The sequence below is a fragment of the Actinomyces sp. oral taxon 169 genome, from assembly GCF_013394715.1.
Classification (GTDB): Bacteria; Actinomycetota; Actinomycetes; order Actinomycetales; family Actinomycetaceae; genus Actinomyces.
On sequence record NZ_CP058259.1, the window covers coordinates 2856619 to 2880681 of the forward strand.

The following is a 24063-nucleotide window of genomic DNA, read 5'->3' on the forward strand; positions in this document are numbered from 1 at the left end:
GCGATGAACTATTGAAGCGTCATCCTGGCGACGATATCTGCAGGAATCGGCGTCCGCAGCTTCCAATCGATCTCGATAGGCCGACTCCCTTGGGCACTCACAAAATCAGCCGTCCCTAAACAGAGATACGGCGCCGCACCACCAAACTCCCCGTTCTTGGTCTCGCGAACGAATATAACGACTTCACTTCCTTTCTCTTTGTGATTGACATACCGCCTCCCCGTCGGTGAGTCGACAGACGTTGTTGACTGAGATTCCCAATGAAGAATTGAAGGTGAAATGATCGCATCTCGATACATCGTTGTTGGAGAGTAGTATCTCTCATTCTTCTTCAAGGTGACTAAAAGCACATCTGTTGATAACTCTCCACTATAGAACACCCCCTCCCTTAACGAATCTGGCCTGCGCTCAAACCCTCCGTAGCGCATCCCCACCACAATCTCTTCTCGGGTATACCTCGCATGAGTCAATATCACCTCGCCTTCCAATCGCCCGTTCATGGGCTTCGCCAAATGAGCGATGCGACTCTCCGCCACATCAAGAATTTCCAAAAACTCAGCAAGCGCAGCCGGCTCCGCCCTCACAACATTAAGAGCCTGTTCCGGACTCGTAAAACCCACACTAGAAGGACGTACCGTAAACAACAACATCGCAGCCAATCGCTGGTGTTCGGGAGACAACTCCGGCCATGGCCCAAGTGTTCCATCCAAGAGTTTTCGGTAAACACTCAAACGGAGCGGATCATCAACATGAGCCAGCGCCTGCCCACGTTTGATAATTTTATCATGCAGTGGCCCCAGGTCGCCGATCGAGAACCCTGCGTCACGCCGCAATGCTGTCCAGTTCTTATCCTTGCTTTTTAGGATATCTGAAAGCTCATAGTCCGCCTCGGAAATAAACTGCAGCAAAGACCCACCTGAGCCATCCATAGCATGCTTTCTGTACTCCGAAACCACCTGTTTCCACGTAGGATTAACCTGACGTTTAAGATTCGCAAGAATCACCTCACGAGAGGCTTCATCTAAACTCACATCACAACCTGGCGGCAAGTAAGAAAATCCCTTCTCAACTCCCTCACGAAGACCTCTTCTTGTAACACCAGTGAGCGCCCGGAACTTCTGGTCAAAACGAAATTCTTGTCTCTGCACACCAACGAAATCTAAAACAGTCAACACAGCTTTTCCATAGGACTTACGGAGCCCTCTTCCCAACTGCTGCAGAAATACGGTGGCAGATTCTGTTGGTCGCAGGAACAGGACAGTATCGACTTCCGGAATATCAATTCCTTCATTATAGAGATCGACAGTAAAGATCGCAACAATTTCGCCCGACCGCAGACGCCTTATCGCATCTGTTCGCTCTTCACTTGTCGAATGCCCTGTCACAGCCAGCGACGACAGGCCTGCCGCCGAAAAAGCGTTCGCCATGTACTGAGCATGCTGGACACTCACGCAGAACCCCAAAGCCCTCATGGACTCCGGATCAGACACCTTATTGTTAAGCTGTTCGATGATAAGCGCAGTTCTAGCATCATTGTTAATGAAGTAATCTGAAAGAACATTATCATCATACTTGCCTCGAACCCACTTAAGCGCAGTTAAGTCAGTATTATCGGAAATACCAAAATAGTGAAACGGGCACAGTAAATCGGTTTCCAATGCATCCCACAAGCGAATAGACGCCGCGGTTTTGTTATCGAAGAATGTGGCAACATCTACTCCGTCAGCGCGTTCTGGCGTTGCTGTCAGACCAACGAGCTCAGTTGGATTCAAGGCCTGAAGAACTTTTCGGTAGGTCGCTGCTTCCGCGTGATGAAATTCATCGATAACAACAACATCGAACTGATCCAGCGAGATCCGATCAAGATTGCGAGACAGAGATTGTATTGTTGCGAAAACATGAGTCCACTTGCGCGGCTCGTATGCCCCTCCTAGAATCTCACCAAAGCTACCTTCTTTAAGAACCGCACGATAGGTGCGCATCGACTGTTCGAGTATTTCAATTCGATGAGCGACAAATAGTAACCTAGGATAACGCCCAGGAGTTGAAAGATTATCCCTATAATCCAGTGCGGCAATGACGGTTTTGCCTGTCCCAGTTGCCGCTACCACGAGATTACGATGATTTCCATGAATACTGCGCTCAACACGAAGTTTCTCCAGGATCTCTTCTTGGTGTGGGTAAGGGCGGACATCGAGACCACCAAGTATGATGGCCGATTCTTTTTGAGTCTTGCCCGACGCTTGCGATAATGCTGAATCGAGCCGCTTTGCGTCTACCTCCGGGTTATACAAACGGTACGACGAGTCAGCCCAGTACGACTCAAACGTGAGCATAAACTTCGATAACAGCTGTCCCGTTTGCTGTTTTGAAAGCCTAACGTTCCATTCGACGCCTTCAGTCATAGCCGGCACTGAGAGATTAGAGGATCCTACGTACGCGGTATCCCACCCACTGTTTCTATGAAAGTACCAAGACTTAGCATGCAGTCGAGTGCTGTTAATTTCATACTGTATTTTTACTTCGGCGCCCAGTTTTTCAACGAGACGATCAAGTGCACGTCGCTCCGTTGCACCGATGTACGTCGTCGTGATGACTCGAAGTTTTCCTCCTCGCTCAGTCAGTGCGCGTAGCTCCGGCTCCAACAGGCTCAGTCCACTCCATTTCACAAAGGCGCACAGCAGGTCAACATTATCGGCCGACGCAATTTCCGAACGAGTTTCGCTAATTAGAGACGGATCTCCTTTGGCATTCGTCAGTAGGGCTGCATCATTTAAAGGAGTCTGCGGTCTAGTTTCCAGGAAGCGGCTATTGTTCACACTTCGTTTCGGAAGCACGGCAGTTAACTCCGTGGGTGGATTAACTGGGGTTTCATCTACATACTTCAAGAGCCCCATAATTTGGCGCACTACTTCTGAACGCTTTTCTAGGGATTCTATTGCTTCTAACCTTCGGGTAACTACTTTACCAACATGCCTTGCGAACCGTTCAGGGACCTCAACTTTATGAATTTCTTGTTTATTGGTTTCAACCTCCTCGGCGTGCTTGTCGAGCGCGTCGGCAAGCCCTTCCGTAAGGAGAATTTGAGTCACACCGTGGGGGATCGGCAGCGCGTCGTTCGTCACGCACAGAAAGCTACCAGGAAGCTACGTCATGCCTGTCAGGCTCTAGGCCGTCCCAACACAGGAAGCGAAGGTTTCTTCATGATCCACTCACGAGACATCACGACTGAAGCCGAGGCGGCGGTGCTTGAACACGCTGATCGCCTCGCCGCCGTCATCGGCAAGCACTGGCATCCCACGGACGACACCGCTCGAGACGACGTCATGCTGCTCGTCGCCGATCTCCTGCGCGCACACGCCGAGACAGGGATCGAGATGCAGACCTGGAGAGCGGCACTCGACGTTGTCTTGGATCATCTCGCCGCCGAGCCGGAAGGAGCCGATCTGCTCCACCGCCTCGGCCGGCCAGCCTGGTTCACCGTCATAGGCACGACCAAGGACGGTCAGAGCGAACCCATCGCCGTCCTCCCGGGACGCCGCCGCCCGGAAGTAGCCATCGGCGCCTGGAGCATGCAGGTTCAGGCACCGACCGCAGCAGACGCCGTCCGAGCAGCGTCACGTGTGGACCGGCCTTCCGCCTGAGGCGGTGTCATTGGAAGTCATGGCCCCACGGGCCGCTCCTAGCCGACGTGCGTCGTTCGCGACGCCTGGACGTTGCGAACGACGCACATGGAGCGAGGGAGACTCTCGTGCCACCGTCACTCCTGATGGCAAGCATCAATGGGACCCTACTTGATCTCGCAGGCGATGCCGTCCCGGTCTCGATCCAGCTCCTCGCGGTATCCAGGATCGCCCCGATACAAGGGAGCTGCTCCCGCCTCCTTCGCCTTCTTGCAGTTGGGAAAGTACATGCTCTCCTGCCTCGGCTCCGGCACGGGCGCGGGAGCCGCCGCACCACCGCCGGCCTGAGTCTCCTCTTCTGGTGTCGACTCTGGCTCAGGCTCTTGCGTCGGCTCAGACTCCTGCATGAGAGGCTGCAACGGAGGCTGCGAGGTCGGGGCCTGCGTCGTCGGAATCGGCGACGGCGTAGGCGCAGGACTCGGGGTCGGGGACGGGGTTGGACTCGGAGTAGGTGACGGAGAGGGAGTCGGAGTGGGTGACGGCGACGGCGAAGCAGTCACCGTCGGCGAGGGAACAGGTGCCGGCGAACCCGCATCGTCAGCCACGGACGGAACCCCGCACCCGGCGATTCCAACGCCAAGAACCAGGGCGAGGAGCACGGGAGCCGAGGTCCTCAGCAGCCCCCGCCGCCTCGACGTCGAGGAAGACACTGATGAAACAGACGAGCGGGACAATATGGGAGAAATAGGGGGCAACATGGGCGTGGTCACGGAAGCCTCGAGTGGCGAGAAGGGATAGTAAACGGCTAGCCGAGAGAATTGAAACACTCCAGGAGTAGCGACAACTCATGCCACCACAAAATGCAATCACATTGATACACGCATTATTTACTCTCGCTGAGAATAGAAATTGAAGTGAGATCGCCTGGCAATTGTCCCTTATTTTTACGATTATGCGTGGCCTTCCACCCCCACGGCAGCCGACCACCCATGCGCTCAGGGAGCTCAGCGAGGCTTAGGGACTCGAACCGGAGTCTGACGAACCAGGGTCTGAGGGGCGCACCGAGGCTCAGCCGCCGGGGCGATGCCGCTCACGGACCGGCCACTCCACACTTCCGGCCATGAGCACCTCCCCCACGTCCCTGTCCCAGCAGACGCCGACCGCCTCCGAAGCACTGGTTCCTGCGCCGTCGGACTCCGCTCCGGTCTCGGCTCCGACCGCGAGCCCCCGGCCCGACCGACTGAGCATCGTCGCGCAGGTCATCTTCACAAGCGTCTACGTCTTCTTCTTCCCGCTCCACCTCGGCCACTTTCTCATCCCCGGGGACGCCGGCCCCGCAACCGGCCTCGCGCTCTACATCGCTCTCTTCGCCGTCGGCTGCGTCGCCTTCCGCCACCCGTCGGCCCGGGCCGCCCGTCAGGTAGCGGCCCGTATGTGGCGGGCCGTCCTTACTCTCATCGTGGGCGGACTCGCCACCTTGGTGATCGAGCTCGTCGGCGGCCTGGCGTCCTCAGCCCTGCTCAACCTCGCCGGCTTGTCCGGAGCAACCCTGCAGAATGACGCCAGCGTTGGCGACGTCACGCGGATGTTCTCGCCGATCGTCATCGTCGTCGTGCTCGGGATCGTGGGGCCGATTGTGGAGGAGATGTTCTTCCGTCAGTTCCTCATTGGGCTCATCGAGCGCTTTGCGCCGACCTGGGTGGCTGTTGTCGTCTCCAGCGTTCTGTTCGGTGCGCTGCACATGCACTCGTTCGAGCTCTCCGAGGTGCTGAACGTCATCCCGCACGCCTTCTTCGGGCTCAGCTGCGGGCTGCTCTATGTCAAGACCGACCGCAACCTGCTCTACCCGGCGAGCATCCACTGCCTCAACAACCTCAGCGCCTTCCTGCCGCTCCTCCTGTACTGAAACGACTCCCCGCCACCCCGCCCGGGCGTTGCGGGAACATAAGCGTTTGCGCCAACACCCTCGCAACATCGGCTCCGGTTGGCTTGCCCTCGACCACTTCACTGCGGACGGCGCTCGACGCGCCTCGTCAGCACGGGACACGAGGAGGAGATACAGACCATCACAATCAGGCCGAGCGCCAGGAGCGGCATTCTCATCCATAACTTCCTGCCTCATTCCCTACGGCGCTCGGCCCGGAGCCTCACCCTCCCATCGAGAAGAACGGCTACTTCTCGAGCAGCAGGACCGTGGCCCTCACAGCGCTCACTCTCCGCCATCGCATGGATCGCCTGCGCGACGGAGACCCGCTGCGACGCCGCACGTCAGGAGGGCGAGGAGAGCAAGGGCGGGGACAGCAAGACTGCCTTGTCGGGACAACATCCGCCCCGGGGGAGACGACGCGTGCTTCAATCGGAGCATGGCAGTCGTCTCCCCCGTTCCGGTTCCGGGCCCCGTGCCCGACGAGTCCATCCTGACCGAGTCCGACGCTTCGCTGCTGTTCAGCGGAGCACGCACCGCCTACACCTTCACCGACGAGCCGGTGACCGACGCCCAGCTGCGGGCGATCCATGAGCTGGCCAAGTGGGCGCCGACGGCGGTCAACGCCCAGCCGTTACGGGTGGTGGCCGTCCGATCGGCGGCAGCCCGGGAGCGCCTGCTGCCCTGCCTTCCCAGCGGCAATCGTGAGCAGGCCGCAGGCGCGCCTCTCACCCTCGTCTGCGCAGCCGACCGCTCCTTCGCCGAGTCCCTGCCGCGGCTGCACCCGCGCGGCGAGCGCTACCAGCGGCTGCTGGAGGAGGGCGGAGCCGAGATGCGGGCGCGTTGGGCACGCGCCTCAGCGCTGATCCAGACGGCCTACGTCATTCAGGCGATTCGCGCCGTCGGACTGGCAGCCGGCCCCATGAACGGAGACGACGCCGAGGCGTTGGCGACCGAGTTCTTCGCCGGTCAGGACGTGGAGGTGCTGCTGGTCATTAACGTCGGTCACCCGGGGCCGGGCGCCTACCAGGAGCGCAACCCGCGCCTGCCCTTCGAGGAGGTCTATCAGGTGCTATGAGTCCAGCGGGTCGATCGCGCCCAGGCCTCGGGACCGGGCGGCATCGGCCAGGCGGGCGTCATGAGTCAGAACCGTGACCGGATGACGAGGATCGTCCAGCAGCATCGCAGTCGCCAGGTGAATGGCATCGAGAGACTTCAGCTCACCAGTCAGGGCGCTGGCACGCGCAATGACATCCGGGCCGATCTCGACGAGCTCCACCCCCGTGATGAACTCATCGACCACGTGGATATCGAAGTGCTCCCGATGCGCCGCCCGAGCCATCTCCACCGTGAGCAGACAGGAGGAGACCAGCCCCTCGGTGGCATGCGCATCCATGATGAGCCGCGCGGCCTCATCGGCTCCGGGCTGGCCGAGGAGGGAGAGCAGCGCCACCGAGGTGTCGAGGTAGATCACCTGTCCTCCTCGCGCTCACCGAGGAGGAACTGCTCCAGGTCGAGACCCTCAGGCGTCCCCCACCGCCTGGCGGGCAGCGCCCAGTCGTCTGCGGCCCGACGGACCTTGCCTTCACGGACCATCCGCCCGTACCAGGTCTCGTCATGGCGGATCGGGACGATCTGGGCGATCGGGCGGCCGCGGTCGGTGACCGTCACAGGCACACCGGTGGACTCGACCTCACGGTAGACCCGCCCGGCCTGCTGATTGACCTCCCGCAGTCCCACAGTCCTGCTCCCCGGAGAAACCGGGACACCCGCTGCACTCATGACACGAGAATACGACAAAGGTTCTACATGTACTACTTTGTGGCTGCGGGGTCGGAGGCGGGATCGAAGGCGAGGCCGAAGGCTCGAGACTCAGCGTCAGCCCCCTCGCCGCTAGGGCCGGAAGATCGAACTGTCCTCGCTGACGTAAGCGACCGCGAGCCGCTGCGTCCAGGCCATCTGGCCGACGATCTTGACCAGCGCGTTCGCGTCTGACCAGCCGACACCGATGTAGATATAGTCCGCGCCGATGGTGTAGTCGGCGACCGGCAGCCCCTGTTCCTCCCGCTCCTCGAGCTCTGCATCACTCAACGCGTCGGGACCGTTGAACGGAGGGAAGGCCCGGATGAGGTCGCGGTAGAAGGCCCTGATCGCCGGGGTAGAGCCCTCGGTGGTGTCGTAGTCGCGCGGCTCCTCCCACCGGGAGACCTGTTCCCACCACTGGGGAAAGTCCTCATCGGTGACCGCGTCCGGCTCGAAGATCAGGATGTCGTAGCTCATACCCCGAGGCTAGAAGTGCACCCCGTCACCAACCATGGACACCGCTCCCCACGGCGACCTCCAACAGCGGCCCACCGCCTCCACTGGGAGGTGGCGGGCCGCCGTCGGATACCTGGACGCAGTGCTCAGAGCACGTAGGGGTCGTTCATCGGATCGGTCAGGGTAGTCGGGTCAGCCACGTTGGTGTCACGGCCGGCCGGGCCGAGGTTCGCGGCCGAGGCGGGGGCGGCGGGCGACGTCGGGACGTCGAGCTCGGCGTTGGCGCGGTTGCGCGCAAGCCACAGCTCGTAGGAGTCGGCGGTAGCGCCGTCGAGGTCCACGCTGTCGATGTCGATGCCCAGCGCCTGGGCCACACCACGGCCGTAGTCGGGGTCCGCCTGGTAGCAGTTGAAGATGTGGCGGTGCTTGATCTGCAGGGTCGAGTCACCCATGGCGCGGGCGGTGTTCTCGCACAGGACGAGCTGCTGCTCGGGCGTCATGGCGCGCCAGAGCATGCCGGGCTGGGTGTAGTAGTTGTGGTCGTCCTCGCGGAAGTCGTACATGGCGACGTCGCCTCCGGCCTGGACGGGCTCGGAGAGCTCGCGCGAGTCCTGCCAGTTGCCGTAGGAGTTGGGCTCGTAGGCGTTCTGGGACCCGGCATTGCCGTCCACCCGCATGGCGCCGTCGCGGTGGAAGCCATGGGGGCAGGCGACGCCGCGCGGGGAGTTGACCGGAATCTGGTGGTGGTTGACACCGAGGCGGTAGCGCTGGGCGTCACCGTAGGAGAAGAGGCGGGCCTGGAGCATCCTGTCCGGCGAGTATCCGATGCCGGGCACGATGTTCTGGGGCGTGAAGCCGGCCTGCTCGACGTCCTGGAAGTAGTTGTCGGGGTTCCTGTTGAGCTCGAGGACGCCGACCTCCTGGAAGGGGAAGTCCGCCTTGGGCCACATCTTCGTCAGGTCGAAGGGGTTGAAGTCGGTCAGGGCCTCGGCCTGTTCAACGGTCATGGTCTGGACGTACATGGTCCAGCGGGGGTACTGGCCCTTCTCGATGGACTCGTACAGGTCGCGCTGGTTGGACTCGCGGTCCTGGGCGATGACGGTGGCGGCCTCCTGGTCCGTGAGGTTGGCGAGACCCTGCTGGGAGCGGAAGTGGAACTTGACCCAGGTGCGCACGCCCTCGGCGTTGATGAAGGAGTAGGCGTGCGAGGAGAAGCCGTGCATGTAGCGGTAGGACAACGGGATGCCGCGGTCGGACATGGTGATGGTCACCTGGAGGAGCGACTCGGGCAGGCTGGTCCAGAAGTCCCAGTTGGTGTTGGGGCTGCGCAGGTTGGTGCGGGGGTCGCGCTTGACGGCGTGGTTGAGGTCAATGAACTTCTTACCGTCACGGAAGAAGAAGACGGGGGTGTTGTTGCCGACGACGTCCCAGTTGCCCTCGGAGGTGAAGAAACGCATGGCGAAGCCGCGGATGTCGCGCTCGGCGTCGGCGGCCCCGCGCTCGCCGGCGACGGTGGAGAAGCGCATGAAGAGCTCGCACTGGTTGCCCTCGGCGGCGAAGATCGCGGCGCGGGTGAGCTCGGGGATGGCGCGGGTGACGGTGAAGGTGCCCCAGGCGCCTGAGCCCTTGGCGTGCATGCGGCGCTCGGGGATGACCTCGCGGTTGAAGTGGGCGTGCTTCTCCAGCAGCCAGGCGTCCTGGAGGGCGACGGGGCCGCGGGGCCCGGCGGTCATGGAGTCCTGGTTGTTGTAGACGGGCGAGCCGTTGGCCATCGTCATGCGGCCCTGGCCGACGGCGTTGTTGCGGCTGGGCAGGTGCTCGCCGAGGCCGGCGCGGGACATGGGACAGCCGGCGGGAGCACTGTCCTGAGGGGTCTCGGGCAGGTTGGTGTCGTTCATGAGTATCTCCTTGCTCGGCCAGCGGGCCGGGGTGTCGCAAGGCGCGAGGTGCGCCTGAGCCGGTCTGGGCGCCGCGGGTACCGCTGACCGCTGTCAGCTGCGACGACGAGATGACCGCCCGTCAGCAACCATAGCCGAACAATAAGGGAATGTCTCAGTAGTTCCCCTACTGAATAGGATCACTAATGTGTAGGTGGGTGACGGGCGCCGCGCAACCTCGCCGACCGCAGCCACCAGCGCATCGGTTGCTGACCAGCAGACACCGACCATGAACACCGCCCTCCACGGCAGCCCCTCTACGCCGGGCGGTAGGTGAAGCGGTCCCAGCCCAGGGCCTCGATGCGCTCGGCCATGCGCTCGCACGCCCCGTCCCAGCCGGGCGCCACGACGTCGAACTCGCCGCTCGTCCCCTCGGCGCGGGCCTGCTGGAGGGCGTAGACCCGCGCCCCCGCCGCGTGCACCCGCCGGGCCACCTCCACGGCGTCGTCGGCCGTCACGTCCCCGGGCACCACAGTGGTACGCACCTCGAAGTCGGGCCCGCCGCGGTCGGCCGCCTCGATGAGTACCTCCAGGCTCTCCCAAGCCTTCGTGGCCGCGTTCGCCCGGCCGACCACCTGCCTGTAGTGCTCAGGCAACGCCTTGATGTCCAGCCCCACCCAGTCGACGAGCCCGGCCTCGATCATGTCGTGCAGCCGCCGCGGGTAGGGCCCGGCCGTGTGCAGCCCCACCCGGAAGCCCATGTCAATGACCTCGCGGGCGGCGTCGGCCAGGGCGTCCTGGCGCAGCGCCTCACCGCCGGTGAGGACGACGCCGTCGAGCAGCCCCCGCCGGCGGCGCAGCAGGGCGCGCACCTCCTCCCACGCCACCTGGCCGGGCGTGCGGGCCGGGATGAGGGCCTGGTTGTGGCAGTAAAAGCAGTTCCAGGGGCAGCCCTGCAGGAAGACGGTCGCGGTCAGGTAGTCGGGCCAGTCGACCGTGCTCATGGGGACGAGCCCGGCGATCACCAGGTCGTCGGCGGGCCGGCGGTCGGGGCCGACGGCGACATCCGCCCGAGGTCCGGTCGCTCCCAGCCCGGTTTCGGGAAGGCCGGGCTCACCTGTTCCGCCGGACCCACCGACGTCGGCACCCACGGACCTCGAGCCGGCGGAGGCGCCCCGGCCCGCACCACCGTCAGTGGTCAGGGCCGGCTGGGCAGTGCGCGAGCCGGTCGGCGGACGTATCTGCGGTGAGGTCACTGCCCCCTCCTTTCGGGACGTCGTCGGAGCTGCCAGGACTGCGGGGCCGACCCGAGGGACGGCGTCGTTGCGACACCGAGCCCGCTGGGCGCCGTCGCCGGATCATCCGACGGCACCCAGCGGTCCCGGCGGGTCCTCTCAGGCGCTAACCGCGCTCAGGCGCGAGACGGCCGGGCCATGGCCGCCGGCGGCGACCTCGGTGAACATCTGCCGCTCGGCGTACTCGCCCTTCTTGCCGATGTTGAAGGAGCGCACCGGGCGGAAGTAGCCCATGACGCGCGTCCACACCTCGCACTCGACCGGCTCGGCCTCGGGATGGAGCTCGGCGCACTTGTCGCAGGTGAGGTGCTCGCCCACGAGGTAGCCGTGGACCGGGCAGATGGAGAAGGTCGGCGTGATGGTGATGTAAGGCGTGCGGAAGGCGGTCAGGGAGCGGCGCACCAGCTCCTTGCAGGCGGCGGCCGAGGAGATGCGCTCGTTCATGTACAAGTGCAGGACGGTGCCGCCGGTGTACTTGGTCTGGAGCTCCTCCTGCATCTCCTGGGCCTCGAAGGGGTCGTCGGTGTAGCCCACCGGGACCTGGGAGGAGTTCGTGTAGTAGGGGTTGGACTCCGTTCCGGCCTGGAGGATGCCGGGGTAGCGCTTGCGGTCCTCCTTGGCGAAGCGGTAGGTGGTGCCCTCGGCCGGGGTAGCCTCGAGGTTGTAGAGGTGGCCGGTGGCCTCCTGGAACTCGACCATCTTGTCGCGCACGTGGTCCAGGAGGCGCACGCACATGGCGTGGCCGCGCGGGTCGGTCAGGTCGTAGGCGTCGTGGGTGAAGTTGCGGACCATCTCGTTCATGCCGTTGACGCCCAGGGTGGAGAAGTGGTTGTCCAGGGTGCCCAGGTAGCGCTTGGTGAAGGGGAACAGGCCGGCGTCGATGTGGTGCTGGATGACGGTGCGCTTGAGCTCCAGGGTGTCGCGGCCGATCTCGAGCAGCTCGTCGAGCCGGGCGGTCAGGGCGGCCTCGTCGTCGGCGTAGAGGTAGCCGAGCCGGGCCATGTTGATGGTGACGACGCCGACCGAGCCGGTCTGTTCGGCCGAGCCGAACAGGCCGTTGCCGCGCTTGAGCAGCTCGCGCAGGTCGAGCTGGAGGCGGCAGCACATGGAGCGGATCATGCCGGGGTCGAGCTCGGAGTTGATGAAGTTCTGGAAGTAGGGCAGGCCGTACTTCGCGGTCATGGTGAACAGCAACTCGGTGTTGGGGGCGTCCCAGTCGAAGTCGCGGGTGATGTTGTAGGTGGGGATGGGGAAGGTGAAGACCCGGTCCTCGGCGTCACCCTCGGTCATGACCTCCATGAAGGCACGGTTGATGAGGTCCATCTCGGCCTGGAGGTCGCCGTAGGCGAAGTCGCAGACGTCGTCGCCGATGAGGGGGTGCTCGTCCGCGAGGTCCGCGGGGCAGGTCCAGTCGAAGGTGAGGTTGGTGAAAGGCGTCTGGGTGCCCCAGCGCGAGGGGACGTTGAGGTTGAAGATGAGCTCCTGCATGCACTGCTTGACCTGGGCGTAGGTCATGTCGTCCAGGCGGACGAAGGGTGCCATGTAGGTGTCGAAGGAGGAGAAGGCCTGGGCGCCGGCCCACTCGTTCTGCAGGGTCCCCAGGAAGTTGACGATCTGCCCGACGGCCGAGGAGAAGTGCTTGGCCGGGCCGGCGGCGATGGCACCGGGGACGCCGTTGAAGCCCTGCTGGAGGAGGTCCTTGAGGGACCAGCCGGCGCAGTAGCCGGCGAACATGTCCAGGTCGTGGATGTGGAGGTCCGCGTTGCGGTGGGCCTGGCCGGCGGCGGCCGGGTAGACCTGGCTGAGCCAGTAGTTGGCGACGACCTTGCCGGAGGTGTTGAGCATCATCCCGCCCAGCGAGTAGCCCTGGTTGGCGTTGGCGTTAACGCGCCAGTCGGAGCGGTCCAGGTACTCGGTGATGGTGGCGATGGCGTCCACGGTGGGGCGCTCGCCGCGGGCGACGGCGGAGTCGGCCGAGCCGGGGGCCACGAGGCGCGGGTCGGTGGCGGGGATGGCGGCTGGGGCGGAGGTGGCGACCGGAGTCGAGGCCGGGCCGTCGAGGGGGCTCGGGGTGGCAGTGTCGGTGGGGGCGGTGTGGTTCTCGAGCACGGGTCTCTCCGATAGTCCTTCTCGTTCCTGTTCACGGCCCCGTCGAGCGTCGACGGGGCCGCTTCTTCCGGGTGCCGTCAGCGGCTGCGCGCTGCCTGCGGGGAGCGGGGCGGTCGGCGGCACCGGTGCCGACCCTACGCCCGCACGTGCGCCAGGAGGCGCATTGGGACACATCATGTTGTGGCTTGATTGTATATAGACCACAACATGTTGCGATAGAGGCGAGGACTTTTGTCCTGATAGGTAGTACTTTCTCGCGCGATCCTGCGGATGCCTCCGAAGCCGGAACGCGAGCCGGCAGGATCGCCTAGAGAGCACATGTGAGGTCCAGATCACTCCTGCTCGGCGTGTTGGGGCGAGGTTGGGAGTGCGCCCCTCATCCCCGAACGCGATCACTCTCCACACGATCGACGCGCTCCGGCATCGTTGCCGCTGGCCACCTGTCATCCCCAGCGAAGTGGCATCACCGGAACTGTGGAAGACCCTCTTAAGGGAGGTTCGTGTCCAAATCGGATACAAAGGAGCCCAACCACTTTTCGTCGGGCCACACGAACCGCGGAATCATGCGGTTCTGTCAGACACACTCAGTACTCGTTGCCGCCTTTGTATCCGATTTGGACACTCCCCACCGCTCCAAGGCCCTCTGTACGTCCGGAACGACCTGATGCGCATAGACATCCTTCCTCGTGAAGCGCAGCGGCAGGAAGCCACGGGCGACAAGCCGGCGGTCGCGCCAGCGATCGAGGCCGAACTGGTACTCGTCGCAGTGGTAGGTGTAGCCGTCGAGCTCCACGACCACCCAACCCTCGATCACCAGATCCACCTCGCCAACGCCCTCGATCTCCACTCCGTCCTCGAAGCTCAGGCCCGCAGCATCAAGGTCCATTCGCGCCAGCGTCTCCAAGGGGGAACGAGCCCGGTCACTGGCACGATCGAGCCGAGCGAGCGCCCGAGCCGAGCCAGGGCCGCGCAGCAAGTCCCGAACCTGATCGGCAGTGACCCGCTCATCGTGAAGTGCCGCGTCGAGCGCGATGAGTGGAGAGTCGTCTTGGACGTGGCAGCGCAGGAAACGAGCCAGCACCTCAGGGAGCGGCTGAACCGGGTAAGAGGTTGGCGATATACGAGTCCGGTACCGGTCTGCATGGAGCACCTCCCGCCCGGCAGTCGAGAATCGCCTGCCGGGCGCAACCACAAGATGAACCTGCTCGGCCCCTTGGGCCACGGGAAGCCCGTAGTAGCGCATAGCGGTCTGGCAAGTGATGAGCCCTCCATGAATGCGCGCCAGAACAACGGCGCGCTCAGCACCCGGGATACCGACAACCCCATGCTCATAGGCGATGAGCTCACCATCCCTCACGAGCGAGGCGATGTGACGGCGCTGGGTGCGAGTCGGCTCCAGGTCCCGCATGCGCACCGCTCCGTAGCAGCCACGAACAACGGCGAGCAGGTCTGTGCCCAAGGTGCTCATGGAGCCCATTGCCGCCCGCCTGCGGAGTGGGCGCAACCCGGCCGCCGACGCCCTGTGGACAACTGGCGCATCCGTCGGCCTGTGGCCTCCAGGACCCATCGAAGTGTCACCGATGCCCTGACACAGAACTGTCACCCATGTCCCGAGACACAACACCCCATAGCCAAGGCATGGTGTCCAAATCGGATACAAAGGAGCCCAACCACTTTTCACCCAGCGACACGAACTGCTGAATCACGCGGTTTTGTCAGGCGCGCTCAGTACTCGTTGCCGCCTTTGTATCCGATTTGGACACTCCCCACCACTCCAGGGCCCTCAGCAGGCCTGGAACCACATGGAAGACCGTTCGCCGGGATCACCGTTACCCACGCTCACCCGGATCCGGACGGGACACCCCACCTCACCCCGCCACCCCGTCCCCCTCGTGGATCAGCATTGTTCTGTCGGGCTGGCCCGACATCGACCGACCAGGTGGCTGGATCGTGTGGGCGATCACGCTCCGACAGCCTGGTCCCATGAGCGCCAACACTTCTCCCTTCCATCGTTCCCGACCCCCATCGCAGCAGGCCAGACCCGCATCTCCCACCCGGCCTCGGGGCTACCTGCCCCGCTGGGCCTGCGCGGTCCTGGCGGCCTGCCTGGCCCTGGCAGTCTTCGCTGTCGGACCGCACGCACTCAAGGCCGACACCTCCTCCATCACGGGCGACAAGGACCTGGCCAAGCAGGTCATCAGCCTTCTGCCCGATGACTACCAGGCCCGAGGCATCCACGTCTCCGTCATCACCGCCGAAGGCGCCCGCCACGCCGGCATCGGAACCTCCGCCTCCGGCCAGCAGTACACATCCACCACCCCCATGGAGATCGGCTCGATCACCAAGACCTTCAACGGCCAGCTCCTGGCCGACGCCATCGCGCGCGGCGAGGTCAAGGCGAGCGACCCGCTGTCCACCCACCTGCCCGAGCTCGCCGGCACCCCGGCGGGCGAGGCCACCCTGGAGGAAGTCGCCTCGCACCGCTCCGGCATCCCGGGCGTCCCCTCGCAGGACCTGACCTGGTTCGTGCTGCGAGGTGACATCCTGGGCCTCAACCCCTTCACCGACAGCACCGACCAGCTCATCGAGAAGACCCGCACCACCAAGATGGGCAAGCGCGGCGAGTTCGCCTACTCCAACCTGGGCATCTCGCTGCTGGGCGAGGCCCTCAGGCGCGCCGCCGGGGCCGAGTCGTGGAAGTCCTACGTCTCGGAGCGGCTCTTCACGCCCCTGGGCATGGAGCACACGACCCTCACCGCCGGCCAGTCGGAGATTCCCGACGGCGCCATCCACGGGGTCCAGACCAACAGGCGCCGCGGCCAGTCGCTCAGCGGACCGGGCTCCAACCCGGCCGGCGCCGGGGTGTGGAGCACCCCGGAGGACATGACCCGTTACGCCCAGGCGGTCCTGACCGACACCGTCCCCGGCGGGGCCGCTCCTCAGGAGGCGCGGTGGCCCGCGGAGGTCTTGGCCGGCTTCCAGCTGCCGGGCAAGAAGATCGGTGATACCTGGTACACCGACGTCGTCGATGGGCACACGATTATCAGCCACGGCGGCACCACGATGGAGTACATGACGCACCTGGCCATCGACAAGGAGTCGGGCAAGGCCGTCATGGTCTACACCGACCAGAACACGGACGGCACCGCCGCCGCGCTCGCCGCGACGCTCCTGACCGACGGGCAGAAAATTCCGACGGCGCGCATTCCTATGCATGCCGAGATGCTGCTTCAGGGCATGATCCTTGGCATCTTCACCATCCTGGCGCTGGTGGTGGGCCTGTACACGGCTGCCCGTGCGGCGAGCGCGCCCAGCCGCATGGCGGTGGTCTGCCGCGTGTCCGCGCTCCTCAGCTGCCTGGCGGCGGCCGCGGCCTCCGGGCCCTGGGCGTATGTGCCCACCTGGATCCTGGCGGCGGTGGCGCTGCCCGGCCTGTACGGGATCGTCCGGGGCATCACGCTGTGGCCGGATCTGCCCGCCCTGCCGCGTCGTCGGGTCTGGCTCGGCTGGACGCAGGTGGCGCTGACTGTCGCCTTCGTCGCCGTCTGCCTGGTCGTCGCCTGGCCCAAGGCCTGAGCGGGCCACGCCTGACGTCGCCTTCGCCCCCCCCACGCCGCACCCCGAGACCCTGTCCTCACCGCCGGCGAGCCGAAGGCGTGAAGGCGATGCCGCCCCTCCTCCCCCATTCACCACCAACTCACGTCCGGAAGGTTGACACCATGACTGATCGCCGTTTCTCCGTACCCGATCTCGCCCGGCGCCTGCTGGCCCCGATCGCCGCCCTACTGGGGCTGGTGGCAGGTCTGAGCGTCCTCATCCTGCCCTCACCCGCACCAACCACCGCCGACCCGACCACGTTCTCCGCCGAGCGCGCCATGGCCTCCATCAACCGCCTCGCCGACGAGCCCCACAGCGTCCTGCGCCGCGAGGCGCACGACCGGGCGCGCGACGACGTCATCGGCATGTTCGCCAACCTGGGTTACACCGCCAACGTGCACTCCGACCCACTGTTCGACTTCAGCATCCCGGAGGACAAGGAGACCTTCGACATGCTGTCCACCGAGCAGCAGGCGGCGGTCAAGGACGCGACGGCCGACACGATCGTCGTCGACGTGCCGGGGAAGTCCGAGCGCACCATGGCGCTCATGGCCCACTACGACTCGGCCACAGTCGAGGGGACTGAAAACGATGAGCAGTCCTACTCCTCCGGGACCTCCCACGGGGCTGCCGACGACGGCTACGGCGTGGCAGCCATCATCGAGACGCTCCGGGCGATCAAAGCCGAGGGGCGCCAGCCGGAGAACTCACTGAAGATCGTCATCACCGACGGCGAGGAGATCGGCCTCGTCGGCGCCCGCAACGAGATGCGCCACCACCGCGCCGACTACGACAACGTCGACCTCTTCCTCAACCTCGAGGCGCGCGGCATGAGCGGCCCGGCATTCATGTTCGAGACCTCCCCGAACAACAGCGCCGTCGCCGGCTACTTCCTCAGCCACGTGAAGCAGCCCGTGAGCAGCTCGCTGCTCCCCTCGCTGTATGCGCGCATGCCCAACACCACTGACATGGCGAAAGTCATCCCCGAGGGCTTCACGGTGCTCAACATCGCGGCGATCGGAGAGGCCGACCACTACCACCACGCCACCGACGCCCCACGCTACGTCAACCACTCGACCCTCCAGCACTACGGCGACCAAGTCCTCGACCTCACCCGGGCCTGGGCCTTCGACGGGCAGACCCCCACGCTGACGGCCAACGGCGACCTCCACTTCTTCCAGCTGTGGCGGGGGATGACAGTGAGCTACCCGGCGACGGTCGGGACGGGGCTGGGCTGCCTGGCCATCATCGCCGCGCTCGGCGTCGTCGTGGTACGGGCCAGGTCGCTGCGCTGGAAGCGAGTCCTGGGGACCGTCTGGGGCCTGACCTGGCGGGCCGCGTCCGTCTCCGCCGCCGCGGGACTGGTGCAGCTCGGCGCCATGGCGATGAAGTGGGCGCCGGAGACCGGGATCGGACCGAACCCGCTACTGCCGTGGATGTTCGCCGGCGGGGCCCTCATCGGGGCCGGGCTCACGGCGCACTTCGTAGTGCGGCGCTGGAAGGAGGGGCTCGGGCAGGAGACCCTCGCCGCAGTGCTGCTCCTGCTGGCAGCCGCCTGCGTCCCGCTCATGGTGCTATTGCCCGGCGCTGCCTACGTCCTGGTCCTCCCCACGCTCACCCTGGCGCTGACCGCCCTGGCGCCACAGCGGGTGCGGCCAGTGGTCGGAGCCCTGGCGGCCTTCATCATGGTGGTGATCTTCGCACCCACGGTTTTGCTCATCCACGAGCTGCTCAGCCTCAGCGCGGTGTGGGTGACCGTGTTCTTCGCGATCGTGCCGGTGGCGCCACTGGCGCTCGTGCTCCTGCAGGCAGGTTCCCGGCGCACCCGAAGCGCCACCGCGCGGACCAGCAGCAGTTCTGACGCCGTTCCCGACGGCGCTGCCACTGCAGGTCGGGCCGCCGCGACAGCGTAGGGCGACGCGCAGGAAGGCGCAGGAAGGAGCCACTGCGAGCACGGCTTCGGGGCCTCGGGACCACTCCTGGTGAGTGACACCGAGGCCCCGGACTGTTGAGCGGGGTGAATTAAGGGCCCGGCCGGGTGCGACGGGACTGGTGCACGAGTCTCTTTTCGAGGTTTTCCACAGGGTGTCCTCGGGGTCTGGTTTGGGGGCGTTGTTGCAGGTAATGTCAATGCACCGTCTGGACGGGCAGTGTTGCCCAGCCGGGCGGGGCATGGAGTTGTTTCGGTGGCGAGGAGGCTTCCGTGTTGAGTGCGTCCCTACGATCCCCTGCGCCCGCGGGCGCCCGGAGGCCAGCGCCTGGCTCCGGTCGCTCAACCCCGCCAATGCAACGTCCCACCGTGCACGACCGTCAGGCCGGACTGCCCCTCGACGGCATCAGCAGGCACGCGGAGCAGGAGGCTCCGGCGGTTAGTCCAGGGCGGCTGGGCAGCCGGCTATTCGCAATGGAGACACGTCTGGCCGAACACGGTCATAGCGGCCAGCGAGAGCTCGAAGTCCCCGGCAAGCACAACATGCAGCTGCCTTCAGGAAGAGGGACGGAGCGCCCAGGTGGCCGGCCAACCGTTCCGGAGTCAGGCTTGGCCGCGCACCTCCGTCACTCCTGCCTAACCCTCGACATTCCCTGTGGTCCCGGAGAGCACTTGGGACGGGCCCTACTGGCAACCGGGTCAGAGCGGCTGAGTAGGGTGCGCAGGGCCCGAGCCAGCTCTCGTTTCGGGCACCGGAGGGGTGTGGCTGGGTTGGTGGCGGTGTGTGTGCTGGCGCTGGGGGTGGCGGCCTGCTCGGTGAAGGACGCTAAGGCTGAGGCCAGTGCGAGCGCCAGTGCCAGCGCGTCGGCGGCTATTGCCCGGGCCGAGAAGGGCATCGCGGATGCCAACGCCTCGGCGACTGCCTCGCGGGAAGCGGCTCTGACTCCTGAGCTGCGCGCCAAGCGCGATGCCGCCCTGGCCGAACCCGCACCGGCCAAGCCCCCGCAGCTGAACGAGGAGAGCGCCGAGGGCGCAGCAGCCAGCGTCGGCTACTTCCTCAACCTCTACCGCTACGCCTTCATGACCGGCAACACCACCGAACTAGCAAAGATGAGCGAAGATCGTTGCGTCTTCTGCAAATCCGTTATCGATGATGCCGTCAAGCTTCACAAAAGTGGTGGCTGGGCTAACAAATGGGAGCAAAATGTTACAAATATCCGCTACTACGAGAAACTTGATGGATATAACTACAACCTCGTCCATGTCTTCATCAACTATGGCCAGATAACATGGTGCTACCCGGGAAAGAATCCGGAGACCGCCGACCCGATCGAGGGACAGGAACTTAAGTTCGGTGTTCGATATGTCAGCGGCCGATGGATGATCGGCGAAGGGGAGGTGATTTCCAAATGAGGAGATTGATTGCTTTGTCAGTGATTTCTGCTTTCTCCTTCCTTCCTGCTGCCGTCGCCACAAGTGACCCTCAGGATCCACCACCTACTGTGGGTGGTAGAAACAATGGAGATAGGTCAGAGGTTACTGGGGAAGCATCACAAGAAGTCCCTTTGCCTGATTCAAGCTCTGGTGAGCCTTCGTCTCAGGGGCGTCCGGTTGTGACGGCTTCGGATCCGTCGTTGTGGGAGGAGCAGTCTCATCGGGAGTGCTCGCCCGAGAAGGACGCCTACGGGCTGGACAAGTACAGGTGCAACCTGGCCACCCTTAACCGCCCCGGCCAGCCCGACCAACCCACCACCGGTGGTAGCCCTCGCACGGTCACGATCACCACCCGCCAGGCCGCCACGCTGATCGCCTCCGGCTCGGGTATCACGCGTCAGCCTCCGGGGTCCAAGGTCATCATCTCCAAGGCCTTCATCGTCTACACCAACCCCAGCCCCCGGTACCAGACCACCACCATCCTGGGCACCTCCATCGAGGTGGAGTTCACCCCCGTCTCCTACACCTGGGGCTGGGGAGACGGCACCACCACGACCACCACCGACCCCGGAGCCCCCTACCCCCACCAGAGCGTGACCCACCACTACCAGCACACCGCCACCGGGGTCACCACCACCCTGACCACGACCTGGACCACCAGGTACCGCCCCGCCGGCGAGAGCCAGTGGCGACCCATCGAAGGCACCATCACCACCACCGAGACCTCCACCCCCTACGACCTGGTCCGCATCATCACCTACCTCACCGACGACGCCGAAGAAGCCCAAGGCCACTAACCCCCACACCCCAGCACACGCCCACACCCCAGACCACCCGGCTCACTCCACAACCGGTGTCACAAACGGCGACTATTAGACGCACCCCTGGCCAAAGGCCGCCGCACTCTGGCGCGTATGCACAGGTCAGAGCCACACAGACCCGGGCACCTCGGCTGACGAACAGCCTAAAAGTCGCCAAACATGACACCAAGGCCACGCAACACACCACTGAGGCCGGTCGCTAAACCTTTAAACGCACGCGTTCGTATGGTAGGTGCCGCGTTCGTACCCTCTACCCCTCGAACGGGAGACATAAGGTACGAACGCGGCTATCGAGGTCGGGCTGTAGGGCAACGAGACACGAACGATCGCGGTGCTGTGCCACAACCGCCCACCCACCGGTGGTGCACACTGTGCCCCATGGCAGACGGGACCGCACGCGACCTCACCGGGCTCCTGGAGTCCATCGGCGGACGCGACGGCCGGCTCGTCCACCTCCAACGCACCCCGGCCCGCCCCGGCCGCCACGCCGACTGGCCCGAGTGGGCGGACCCCGACCTCGTGGCCGCCTACCGCCGCCTGGGCGTTGAGCGCCCCTGGACGCATCAGGTCGCCGCCGCGCAGTCTGCCCACACCGGCCGCCACACGGTCCTGGCCACCGGCACCGGCTCGGGCAAATCCCTGGCGGCCTGGCTGCCGGCGCTCTCCGATGTTCTGGCCGCCCAGTCCCCCGGCGCCGACTCGCGCATCTCCGCCCACACCCGGCGCCCCACCACCCTGTACCTCTCCCCCACCAAGGCGCTCGCCGCCGACCAGGCCGCCGCCCTGGCCCGGCTCGTCGGCGAGCTCGCGGCCGTCCAGCACGAGGCCGGCACGCCCGCAGGCTCCCTGCGCACGGTGCGCACCGGCACCTGCGACGGGGATACACCTTTGCCCGAGCGCGACTGGGTGCGCGCCCACGCCGACGTCGTCCTGACCAACCCCGACTTCCTCCACTTCTCACTGCTGCCGGCCCACGAGCGCTGGAGCCGTCTCCTGCGGGGCCTGCGCTACATCGTCATCGACGAGTGCCACGCCTACCGCGGGATCCTGGGGGCGCACGTCGCCCTCGTGCTGCGCCGGCTCCTGCGGCTCGTGGCGCGCCTGCGCCCGCGCGGCCCGCAGCCGGTGGTCCTATGCGCCTCGGCGACGGCGGCCGAGCCGGCCCTCACCGCGGCCCGGCTTATCGGCGTGGAGCCCGACGACGTCGTGGCCGTCACCGACGACGCCGCACCCGCCGGGGAGCGCACCCTGGCCCTGTGGCAGCCGGCCCTGCGCGACCCCTGGGTGCTGCCGACCCCCGATGAAGGCGGGTCGGCGTCCGCAGGCACCCCGAGCCCTGGCGCACCCATGGACGCCGACTCCTCCTCCAGCGCGCCCCGGCCCGTGCGCACCAACGGCGACGGCCCCTGCGCATCGTCCCCGCAGCGCGCGACGGAAGCCGCACCCCCACCCGGCAGCGTCGAACCGGACTCGGGCGACCCCGGCGAGGACCCCTCGGCGCGACGCAGCGCCGTCGTCGAGGCCGCCGAGCTGCTCGTGGATCTGTTGAGCGTGGGCGCCCGGGCGCTGGTGTTCGTGCGCTCGCGTCGCTCGGCGGAGGTCGTGGCCGAGCGGGCCCGTCACACGCTGGGGCTCTCCCTGCCCGAGCTCGTCGGCACGGTGTCGGCCTACCGCGGCGGCTACCTGCCCGAGGAGCGCCGAGCCCTGGAGGCCGACCTGCGCTCGGGCCGGCTGCGAGCCCTGGCCACCACCAACGCCCTGGAGCTGGGCATCGACGTCACCGGACTGGACGCGGTCCTCATAGCCGGCTGGCCGGGCACGCGCGTCTCGCTGGGGCAGCAGGCGGGCCGGGCCGGACGCGCCGGGACTCGCGGCCTGGCCGTCCTCATCGCCTCCGACAACCCGCTGGACGCCTACCTGGTGCACCACCCCGAGGCGGTCTTCGCCGCCCCGGAGGCCACGGTCTTCGACCCGGCCAACCCCTACGTGCTCGCGCCCCACCTGTGCGCCGCCGCCTCCGAGGCTCCCTTGCGGACCTCGGACCTGGCCCTGTTCGGCCTATCCGACGACGCCCTGCTGCGCGAGCTGGAGGGTCGGGGCGCGCTGCGGCGTCGACCCACGGGCTGGTTCTGGAACGTCAACCTGCCCGGGCGGCCCCAGGACCTGACCTCCCTGCGCGGCGATGGCCCGCCCGAGGTTCCGGTCGTGGAAGCCGACACGGGCGTCGTCATCGGCACGGTCGATGGCGCGGCCACCGACTCCACCGTCCACGAGGGCGCGGTCTACGTCCACCAGGGGCGCGTCTACGTGGTCGAGGAGCTGGCCGACGACGTCGCACTCGTGCGGCAGAAGGCGGCGGTCGGCTACCGTACGCGGGCCCGGTCGCGCTCGAGCGTGCGCATCATTGCCGAGCGCGAGCAGCAGGTCTGGGGACGGCCGGGTCAGACGACGCCGGAGGACCGCCGTGAGCCGTCGGCGCGCGAGCCGGAAGAGCCGGCCGGTCCCGGCGGCGATCCCAGCGGAAGTTCCATTCCGGCCAGCACCGATCCCAATCCGGCCGGCAGCGGGCGGGCCGGATCATCCCCCGGCGACGCCCCAGAGTCCCCGACCACACCCGCCATCACCTGGTCCTTCGGCTCGGTGGAGGTCACCAGTCAGGTGACCGGCTACCAGCGGATGGCGCTGCCGGGCGGGGAGATCGTCTCCCAGCACGCCCTGGAGATGGACGAGCACGTGCTGCCCACCGCCGCCGTGTGGTGGACGATCCCCCAGGAGGTCTGCGAGGCGGCGGGCCTGGAGCCCACCGACCTGCCCGGGGCCCTGCACGCGGCTGAGCACGCGAGCATCGGGATGCTGCCGCTGCTGGCCACCTGCGACCGCTGGGACATCGGCGGGCTGTCAACGGCGATGCACCCGCAGACGGGGGCGCCCACGGTCTTCGTCCACGACGGGCACGCCGGCGGGGCGGGCTTCGCCGAGCGCGGCTACCGGGCCGGGCGCGACTGGCTGGAGGCAACGCTGGCCGTCATCGAGGGCTGCGGCTGCGCGAGCGGCTGCCCCTCCTGCGTGCAGTCGCCCAAGTGCGGCAACAACAACGAGCCTCTGGACAAGGCCGGGGCCGCCGTCGTGCTGCGGCTCCTGCTCGAGGCGGCGCCACCCCCTCGCCCTCACGCTAGGTGAGGCTGATATGTTCC

General features: G+C 65.7%; 17 protein-coding genes. 7 read left to right on the top strand and 10 right to left on the bottom strand.

The genetic code is table 11. The features are described from left to right. Positions 1–8: 8 nt before the first annotated feature. From HW274_RS11970 to HW274_RS12880, 3 genes are all read right to left on the bottom strand, one after another. The gene (locus HW274_RS11970) at positions 9–3125 is read right to left on the bottom strand and encodes a DUF3427 domain-containing protein (RefSeq protein WP_221935776.1); all 3117 of its coding nucleotides are present in this window, start codon (positions 3123–3125) and stop codon (positions 9–11) included. A gap of 87 nt (positions 3126–3212) precedes the next feature. Further along, complete coding sequence (locus HW274_RS12685; RefSeq protein WP_221935777.1) at positions 3213–3455, bottom strand: hypothetical protein; 243 nt, start codon at positions 3453–3455, stop codon at positions 3213–3215. Positions 3456–3790: 335 nt separating this feature from the next. Next, a complete protein-coding gene (locus tag HW274_RS12880; RefSeq protein WP_233431648.1) occupies positions 3791–3913 on the bottom strand; it encodes an excalibur calcium-binding domain-containing protein in 123 nt (40 codons plus the stop codon). 830 nt (positions 3914–4743) lie between these two features. Between HW274_RS12880 and HW274_RS11985 the strand changes: the two genes are divergently transcribed. Then, positions 4744–5529 carry a CPBP family intramembrane glutamic endopeptidase gene (locus tag HW274_RS11985; protein WP_185988882.1) on the top strand — a complete coding sequence of 262 codons (786 nt, stop codon included), beginning with the start codon at positions 4744–4746 and terminating at the stop codon, positions 5527–5529. Between the two features lie 457 nt (positions 5530–5986). Further along, positions 5987–6625 carry a malonic semialdehyde reductase gene (locus HW274_RS11990; RefSeq protein WP_185988883.1) on the top strand — a complete coding sequence of 213 codons (639 nt, stop codon included), beginning with the start codon at positions 5987–5989 and terminating at the stop codon, positions 6623–6625. On the opposite strand, the gene HW274_RS11995 is transcribed toward HW274_RS11990, so the two are convergent. From HW274_RS11995 to HW274_RS12025, 7 genes are all read right to left on the bottom strand, one after another. Then, positions 6620–7021, bottom strand: coding sequence for a PIN domain-containing protein (locus tag HW274_RS11995; RefSeq protein ID WP_185988884.1), 402 nt, complete (start codon positions 7019–7021; stop codon positions 6620–6622). The two genes, HW274_RS11990 and HW274_RS11995, sit on opposite strands and share 6 nt — an antisense overlap. Then, the gene (locus tag HW274_RS12000; RefSeq protein WP_185988885.1) at positions 7018–7329 is read right to left on the bottom strand and encodes a type II toxin-antitoxin system Phd/YefM family antitoxin; all 312 of its coding nucleotides are present in this window, start codon (positions 7327–7329) and stop codon (positions 7018–7020) included. Before HW274_RS12000 ends, HW274_RS11995 begins: the two co-directional genes overlap by 4 nt. Positions 7330–7440: 111 nt before the next feature. Then, positions 7441–7827, bottom strand: a complete 387-nt coding sequence (locus HW274_RS12005) for a hypothetical protein (protein ID WP_003788794.1) — start codon at positions 7825–7827, stop codon at positions 7441–7443. A gap of 125 nt (positions 7828–7952) precedes the next feature. Continuing rightward, positions 7953–9584, bottom strand: a complete 1632-nt coding sequence (locus HW274_RS12010; RefSeq protein ID WP_185989628.1) for a catalase — start codon at positions 9582–9584, stop codon at positions 7953–7955. A 416-nt stretch (positions 9585–10000) separates the two neighbouring features. Then, positions 10001–10711, bottom strand: a complete 711-nt coding sequence (locus HW274_RS12015; protein WP_185989629.1) for an anaerobic ribonucleoside-triphosphate reductase activating protein — start codon at positions 10709–10711, stop codon at positions 10001–10003. A 366-nt stretch (positions 10712–11077) separates the two neighbouring features. Further along, the gene (locus HW274_RS12020; RefSeq protein ID WP_396027395.1) at positions 11078–12991 is read right to left on the bottom strand and encodes a ribonucleoside triphosphate reductase; all 1914 of its coding nucleotides are present in this window, start codon (positions 12989–12991) and stop codon (positions 11078–11080) included. A gap of 670 nt (positions 12992–13661) precedes the next feature. Further along, positions 13662–14564: a hypothetical protein gene (locus HW274_RS12025; RefSeq protein WP_185988886.1), complete on the bottom strand. Its 903-nt coding sequence runs from the start codon at positions 14562–14564 to the stop codon at positions 13662–13664. A 506-nt stretch (positions 14565–15070) separates the two neighbouring features. Between HW274_RS12025 and HW274_RS12030 the strand changes: the two genes are divergently transcribed. The 5 genes from HW274_RS12030 (at position 15071) to HW274_RS12050 (ending at position 24049) form a co-directional block, all read left to right on the top strand. Further along, positions 15071–16663, top strand: coding sequence for a serine hydrolase (locus HW274_RS12030; RefSeq protein ID WP_185988887.1), 1593 nt, complete (start codon positions 15071–15073; stop codon positions 16661–16663). A gap of 143 nt (positions 16664–16806) precedes the next feature. Further along, the gene (locus tag HW274_RS12035; RefSeq protein ID WP_185988888.1) at positions 16807–18597 is read left to right on the top strand and encodes a M20/M25/M40 family metallo-hydrolase; all 1791 of its coding nucleotides are present in this window, start codon (positions 16807–16809) and stop codon (positions 18595–18597) included. A 791-nt stretch (positions 18598–19388) separates the two neighbouring features. Next, entirely contained in the window at positions 19389–20027 is a 639-nt protein-coding gene (locus HW274_RS12040; RefSeq protein ID WP_185989631.1) for a DUF6318 family protein, read from the top strand. 200 nt (positions 20028–20227) lie between these two features. Beyond that, complete coding sequence (locus HW274_RS12045; protein WP_260679096.1) at positions 20228–20845, top strand: zinc transporter; 618 nt, start codon at positions 20228–20230, stop codon at positions 20843–20845. Between the two features lie 402 nt (positions 20846–21247). Beyond that, complete coding sequence (locus HW274_RS12050; RefSeq protein ID WP_075254773.1) at positions 21248–24049, top strand: DEAD/DEAH box helicase; 2802 nt, start codon at positions 21248–21250, stop codon at positions 24047–24049. Positions 24050–24063: the final 14 nt, after the last annotated feature.

What these genes read in the sequence shown, in the direction of transcription:
- HW274_RS12880 (WP_233431648.1), bottom strand. Translation starts at nt 3,913, where the DNA reads ATGTACTTTCCCAACTGCAAGAAGGCGAAGGAGGCGGGAGCAGCTCCC.
- HW274_RS12030 (WP_185988887.1), top strand. Translation starts at nt 15,071, where the DNA reads ATGAGCGCCAACACTTCTCCCTTCCATCGTTCCCGACCCCCATCGCAG.
- HW274_RS12025 (WP_185988886.1), bottom strand. Translation starts at nt 14,564, where the DNA reads ATGGGCTCCATGAGCACCTTGGGCACAGACCTGCTCGCCGTTGTTCGT.
- HW274_RS12010 (WP_185989628.1), bottom strand. Translation starts at nt 9,584, where the DNA reads ATGACGATGGCCAACGGCTCGCCCGTCTACAACAACCAGGACTCCATG.
- HW274_RS12005 (WP_003788794.1), bottom strand. Translation starts at nt 7,827, where the DNA reads ATGAGCTACGACATCCTGATCTTCGAGCCGGACGCGGTCACCGATGAG.
- HW274_RS12000 (WP_185988885.1), bottom strand. Translation starts at nt 7,329, where the DNA reads ATGAGTGCAGCGGGTGTCCCGGTTTCTCCGGGGAGCAGGACTGTGGGA.
- HW274_RS11990 (WP_185988883.1), top strand. Translation starts at nt 5,987, where the DNA reads ATGGCAGTCGTCTCCCCCGTTCCGGTTCCGGGCCCCGTGCCCGACGAG.
- HW274_RS12050 (WP_075254773.1), top strand. Translation starts at nt 21,248, where the DNA reads ATGGCAGACGGGACCGCACGCGACCTCACCGGGCTCCTGGAGTCCATC.
- HW274_RS11985 (WP_185988882.1), top strand. Translation starts at nt 4,744, where the DNA reads ATGAGCACCTCCCCCACGTCCCTGTCCCAGCAGACGCCGACCGCCTCC.
- HW274_RS12035 (WP_185988888.1), top strand. Translation starts at nt 16,807, where the DNA reads ATGACTGATCGCCGTTTCTCCGTACCCGATCTCGCCCGGCGCCTGCTG.